Below are 6,020 nucleotides of genomic sequence, written 5' to 3'. Positions count from 1 at the left end.
GGCCGGGGCTTCGGCCCCGGCCACCGGCCGTACCGGAGCCTCAGACCGCGGCCGGCCGCAGCAGTGTGCGCAGCCGGGTGGTGCGCGGTTTGCCGGGGACTTCGGCCACCGCGCGCGGCAGCGCCTGGTCGGCCCCGTGGACCACCGAGAGATGCCGTTCACCGCGGCCGAACGCGGTGTAGATCCACGGCCTGCTCAGCCCGCCCGCGGCGTCGCCCGGCAGTACCACGACCACCGCCGGCCACCGCAGCGCGGCCGCCTGGTGCGCGGTGAGTGCCCAGCCGTGCCGCACCGAGGTCTCCACCCGGTCCTTGGGTACGACGACGGACGTACCGGCACAGTCCAGATGCAGACCGTCGGCGTCGGCCGATACGACCGTCCCCGGTACGGTCCTGCCCGGCGCCGGGGTGTAGACGGCCCGGTCACCCGGATCGAAGCCGCCGAAGCGGCCCGGGCCCGGGTTGAGGCGCTCCTTCAGCGCGGCGTTCAGCGCGCGGGTGCCGGCGGGACCGCCGTGCCCGGGGGTGATGACCTGGGTGTCGGAGGCCGGTACGCCGATGGCCCGGGGTACGGAGTCGGCGACGAGTTGCACGGTGCGGTGCACCGCCTCGCCCGGGTCCCGGACGGGGACGATGACGACTTCCTTGCCGGGCGCCGCCACCTGGTTCAGCTCGCCGATCCCGATCCCCGAGACCAGCTCGCCGATGGGGCCGGGGTCGGGGGTGCGGGAGGCCAGCTGCGGGCAGGCGCGCGCGGCGAGTACATCGGCGAAGACCTGCCCCGCACCGGCGGAGCCGAGCACCCCGGGGTCCCCGCTGAGGATCAGGCGGCTGCCGTCGGGCAGCGATTCGACCAGTACGGCCGCGCTCTCGACATCCAGCTGCGGGGCGTCCACGACGGCCAGCAGATCGAGCGCCAGAGCGCCCTCACCGTCCCGTCCCGGACCCTCCGTACCCATGAGCAGTCCGGCGACCGTGACAGCCACCGCCGGGTCGTCCAGGGCCGCTGCGAGCCGCCGCCTTCCGTCGGGGGTGTGGGCGGCGGCGTATGCCCGCAGACCCAGGGCGCGCGCCGCTGTGACCACGGCGGCCGGTTCGCCGCGGGCGGCCTCGCCGCCGGTGTGGGCGACCAGGCCGTTCTCCGCGACCGTCCGGATCAGTTCGGCCGCGGACGGGGAGGGGGCGTCGGCCGCGGCCCGCTCCCAGTCGGCCTGCTCGCCGCCCGGGGCGAGTGTGCCCGCGTTCACCAGCCGGGAGAGTCCGTCCGCCAGGCTCTCTTCCGCCAGCGCGTACCGGTCGAGACCGAGCAGCACCCGCACGGGCTGCGGCGCCGCTTCGCCGTCCTCGTCGTCGGCACTCGCCCCTTCCTCGTCCCGCCGGGCTTCCTGCTGGGCAGGGGGTGCGCCGGGGGCGGTGTCCAGGGCGTCCTGGAAGACCAGCACGGTGCCGTCCGCCACCGCGCTCTGCAGCGCCTTGTCGGGGTCCGGCACGGAGCGCTCCGCGAGCGCCGCGCGGACCGCGTCCGACTCCAGGGCGGTATGGCCCTGGAGCGCGGCCCGCTCCAGCAGCCAGCCGACCAGGGCGGCTGCCCGCCGCTCGTCGCCGGGGCCGCACTCCGCGCCGAGCAGCGCACGGGCGAAGCCGTCCGCCTGCTCCGGTCGCACTCCGGGAACCGAGAGCAACTGCCAGGGGTCCGCACGCAGCGCCTCGGCCGCCTGCTCACCGAGCGTCCCGGCGGCCAGGACCGCCAGGGACTCGGGGGCGCCGCCCGCGGCCAGGACGGCCCGCACGGATGACACGGTCCCGGGCGCGGCGGCGGCGGGCGCGGGCGTCGGGCGGGCCGCCGGGCGCTGCTCCGCCGGAGCGGCGGGCTCGGGGCGGCGTGGCTCGGGTGGCGGCGGCGGGAAGTGCGTGGACGGCTGCTCGCCGCCCTCCACCGCCCTGACCGCGGCGAGCAGATCGGCTGCCCGGCCGCTCAGCTTGGTGCCGGCCTGGATGGGGCCGTCCTTCTCGGCCTTGCGCTGCTCGATTCTGGCCCGCAGTTCGCGCTGGGCGGCCAGTTCGGCCTCGGCCTCCGACAGGACGGGCGCATCGGCTGCCCCGGCTGCCTCCTCGGTGCCGTCGGCGGTCCCGGCTTCGGCGGCTGTCTCGGTCCCGGCTCCGGCGGTTGCCTCGGTGCCGTCGGCTGCTCCGGATTCGGCTGCCGCCTCGGTTCCGTCGGCGGACTTTCCGGCCTCGGCGGCGCCTTCTTCGCCGTCCGTCCCGGCCCCGGCGCTCTCGGGCTCGCCGCCCGCCCCGGTGGCCTCCGCCGGCACGGCGGCCTCCTCCGCCGCCGGCTCTGAGGCCGTCCCGGCGGCCTCCGTGGCCCCGGCACCCCCGGCACCGCTCTCCGGGGAACCGGCTCCGGCCTCGGCAGCCCCTCCCCGCTCGGCCTCCGTCTCGGCCCCGTCCTCGGCCGCCCTCCCCGGCTCGGCCGCCGTCTCCGGTCCCGCCTCCGTCTCCGGTTCCGCATCCGGTTCCGTCTCCGGTGCGGCGGCGGCTCCGGGAGCGGTGTCGGCCTCGGTGCTGGCCTCGGTGTCGAGGCGATCCGTACTCACAGCTCGGTCCAGTCCTGGTCGGGATAACGGTGGACGGGCTCCGACACATCGTCGAGCGCCCGGCAGATCTCGTCAGGAAGACTAAGCGTCTCCACCGACAATGCCGCCGCGAGCTGCTGCGCGTTGCGCGCGCCGACGATCGGGGCGACCACTCCCGGCCGGTCGCGTACCCAGGCCAGCGCGACCTCCGTCGGCGTCGTCGCGAGCCCGTCGGCCGCCGTCGCGACGGCGTCCACGATCCTGCTCGCGGCGTCGTCCAGATACGGCGCGACGAAGGGCGCCAGCTGCTCCGACGCCCCGCGCGAGTCCGCCGGAGTCGCATGGCGGTACTTTCCCGTGAGCACCCCGCGCCCGAGCGGTGACGACGGCAGCAGCCCGACGCCGAGGTCCACCGCGGCAGGCAGCACCTCGCGCTCGACCCCGCGCTGGAGCAGCGAGTACTCCATCTGCGTACTGGCGAGCCGGGTCCTGACCCCGGGCGCCGCGAGCTGCCAGGTGGCGGCCTTGGCCAGCTGCCAGCCGGAGAAGTTGGACAGCCCCGCATACCGTGCCCGCCCGCTGGCGACGGCGATGTCCAGGGCCTGGAGCGTCTCGTCGAGCGGAGTCTCCGGGTCGAAGGCGTGCACCTGCCACAGATCCACGTAGTCGGTGCCCAGGCGCTCAAGCGAGGCGTCCAGCGCCGACAGCAGATGCCCGCGCGAGCCGTCGAACCTGCGGTAGGGGTCGGGCACACTGCCCGCCTTGGTGGCGATCACGAGATCCCGCCGGGGCACCAGCCGCTCGCAGAGCTGCCCGAGCAGATACTCGGCGTCCCCGTCGCCGTACACGTCGGCCGTGTCGACGAGGGTGCCGCCGGCCTCCCAGAACGCCTTCAACAGGTCGGCGGCGTCATGCTCGTCGGTGCTCCGCCCCCAGGTGAGGGTGCCGAGCCCGATCCGGGATACGCGCAGGCCCGTGCGGCCGAGATGCCTCTGCTCCATGGGCGCAGAGAGTACTGGCCGCGGGGCCGCCCGGTGGAGGCCTGTGGACAACCGGCCCCCTGACGGATGGGGCCGGTGCGCGCTAGAGTCCCCGGAACAGAGACGTTACTCATCGGTAAGGGAGCGGTCATGCGGCTCGGAATCAACCTCGGCTACTGGGGCGCCGGGATGGACGGCGACAACCTCGCCGTGGCGCAGGAGGCCGACCGGCTCGGCTACGACGTCTGCTGGGCGGCCGAGGCGTACGGCTCGGACGGGCCGACCGTGCTCTCCTGGGTCGCCGCCCGGACGGAGCGGATCGACGTGGGCTCCGCGATCTTCCAGATCCCGGCCAGGGCGCCCGCGATGACCGCGATGACCGCGGCCACCCTCGACTCGCTCTCCGGCGGCCGCTTCCGGCTCGGCCTCGGTGTATCCGGGCCGCAGGTCTCCGAGGGCTGGTACGGCGTCAAGTTCGACAAGCCGCTCTCACGCACCCGTGAGTACGTGGAGATCGTCCGCAAGGCGATGTCACGTGAGCGCCTGTCGTACGAGGGCGAGCACTGGACGCTGCCGCTCCCCGGCGGCCCCGGCAAGCCCATCAAACTCACCGTCCACCCGGAGCGCGAGCACATCCCGCTCTACATCGCGGCGATCGGCCCCAAGAACCTGGAGCAGACCGGTGAGATCGCCGACGGCGCCCTGCTGATCTTCCCCTCGGCCGAGCACCTGGAGTCCACCGCGATCGCCCCGCTGCGCGCGGGCCGCGAGAAGGCCGGGCTCACGATGGAGGGCTTCGACGTCTGCCCGACCCTGCCGCTGGCGGTGGGCGACGACGTGCGGTCGCTGGCCGACACGTTCCGCCCGTACACCGCGCTGTACGTGGGCGGTATGGGCAGCCGGAAGCAGAACTTCTACAACAGGCTCGCGCAGCGCATGGGGTACGAGAAGGAGGCCGCCGAGATCCAGGACAAGTATCTGGGCGGTGACAGGGACGGCGCCGCGGCGGCCGTACCGCATGAGCTGATCGACCGTACGACCCTTCTCGGCTCCGTCGAGCGGATCGCCGACCGGATGCAGGCCTACGCCGCCGCCGGGGTCACCACGCTGACGCTGGCCCCCGCCGGGTTCACGCTCGACGAGCGGGTGGCAGGGCTGCGGGCCGGTACGGAGGCACTGGAGCGGGCCGGGCTCGCGTAGCCCGGCCACGGCGGCGTCCTGGAGAAGTCTCCGGCGATTCCGGCGATTCCGGCGATTCCGGCGAGTTCTGCGGCCGTGGTGGGGGCTCGGGGGTCTTCCCCGCCACGGCCGTCGCGCTGAACAACGCCCCAGGGGCCGCTCGGTTACGCCTGCGGACAGCGGGCGGCCCTACCACCTTTCGGCCGAACCTGGCAGGGGCACGCATTGCCGGTCACCCGATATCGCATTTGACTCATAACGTCAGATGTCGGCATGGAGGTGGCAGTGATGCTTTCGGCGCGGAGCATTTTCCAGGAGATCGTCGAGAGCGACGAAGCCTTCCGGCTCTTCTGCTCCATCGCGGCCGGCGGGGAGGCGCAGGGCGGCTGGGAGAACGGCCGGATCGCCGCCCTCGCCCCGGAGAGTATGAGCGCCCTCGCGCCGAAGATCGCCCGGCACGGCGCCGACGAGGACAAACACGGCCGGATCTTCCGCGCCCTGCTCAAGAAGCGCGGCCTCGACCCGGTCGAGGTGCCCGCCGACGCCGACTACACGATGCTCCTTGAACGCCGTGGCGTCGGTCTCAGCCACCGGACGCTGCGCGGCGGCGAGCGGCTGACCGAGCGGGACATCGTCGTCTACCTCGCGCACAGCCGGGTCACCGAACAGCGTGCGTCCGAGCAGATGACCACCCTGGTCAGGTACCTCGGCGACCAGCCGGACATCGGCCGGGCCGTGCGCATGATCTGCCGGGACGAGGACAACCACCTCGCCTACTGCCACGAGGAGCTGCTGCGCCTGGCCGCCCGGGGGCACGCCCGCACCATCCACGCCGTACTGCGGGAGAGCGCGCTGGAGGAGATCCGCGTCTACCGGGAGGTGGGTCTCGCCGTGATGGAGCGGATGGGTGCCATCCTCGGCTGGCCGGGGGCCAAGTCGGCGCTGCTGGCCGCAGGCATCCAGGGGCTGTACGGGTTCGAGCGGGCGGGCGGCTGGCGCCGGTCGGTGAGGCTGGTCATGCCGGAGCGGCGTGACGCGCTCGGCGGACCGGCCGCACCGCAGGCGGCGGAGTTCGCCTGAGCCGATGGCGAGGGCGAGCCCCCACGCGCCACCCAGACCCGCCGGACGAGCCCAGGCCCTTACGCCGCCCAGGCCCGCCGGACGAGCCCAGGCCCCTACGCAGCCCCGGGGTCGGCGGGGGGCGCCCCCCCCGCCCCGCCCCCGCCCCCCCCCCCCCCGACTCGCCCCCAGCGGCACACGGGGGGGGGCACGGACGCGGGCCGGAC

Annotated in this window: 4 protein-coding genes; 2 read left to right on the top strand and 2 right to left on the bottom strand. The window is 74.7% G+C overall.

The window, feature by feature from the left end; all coding sequences use genetic code 11:
• Positions 1-40: 40 nt before the first annotated feature.
• Together ACFXBC_RS13720 and ACFXBC_RS13715 are read right to left on the bottom strand one after the other, a co-directional pair.
• Entirely contained in the window at positions 41-2,314 is a 2,274-nt protein-coding gene (locus ACFXBC_RS13720; protein WP_385023055.1) for a helix-hairpin-helix domain-containing protein, read from the bottom strand.
• A gap of 278 nt (positions 2,315-2,592) precedes the next feature.
• Positions 2,593-3,576 carry an aldo/keto reductase gene (locus ACFXBC_RS13715; protein ID WP_385023049.1) on the bottom strand — a complete coding sequence of 328 codons (984 nt, stop codon included), beginning with the start codon at positions 3,574-3,576 and terminating at the stop codon, positions 2,593-2,595.
• Positions 3,577-3,705: 129 nt separating this feature from the next.
• Between ACFXBC_RS13715 and ACFXBC_RS13710 the strand changes: the two genes are divergently transcribed.
• Together ACFXBC_RS13710 and ACFXBC_RS13705 are read left to right on the top strand one after the other, a co-directional pair.
• Positions 3,706-4,755: an LLM class F420-dependent oxidoreductase gene (locus ACFXBC_RS13710; protein WP_385023047.1), complete on the top strand. Its 1,050-nt coding sequence runs from the start codon at positions 3,706-3,708 to the stop codon at positions 4,753-4,755.
• A 267-nt stretch (positions 4,756-5,022) separates the two neighbouring features.
• Positions 5,023-5,814 (top strand): ferritin-like domain-containing protein, encoded by a 792-nt coding sequence (locus ACFXBC_RS13705; protein WP_385023053.1) that lies wholly within the window; start codon positions 5,023-5,025, stop codon positions 5,812-5,814.
• Positions 5,815-6,020: the final 206 nt, after the last annotated feature.

It is taken from the genome of Streptomyces sp. NPDC059398 (assembly GCF_042751845.1).
Taxonomy (GTDB): Bacteria; Actinomycetota; Actinomycetes; order Streptomycetales; family Streptomycetaceae; genus Streptomyces.
Note: the sequence above shows the minus strand (reverse complement) of the source record. Positions and strands in the feature narration are given on the sequence as shown.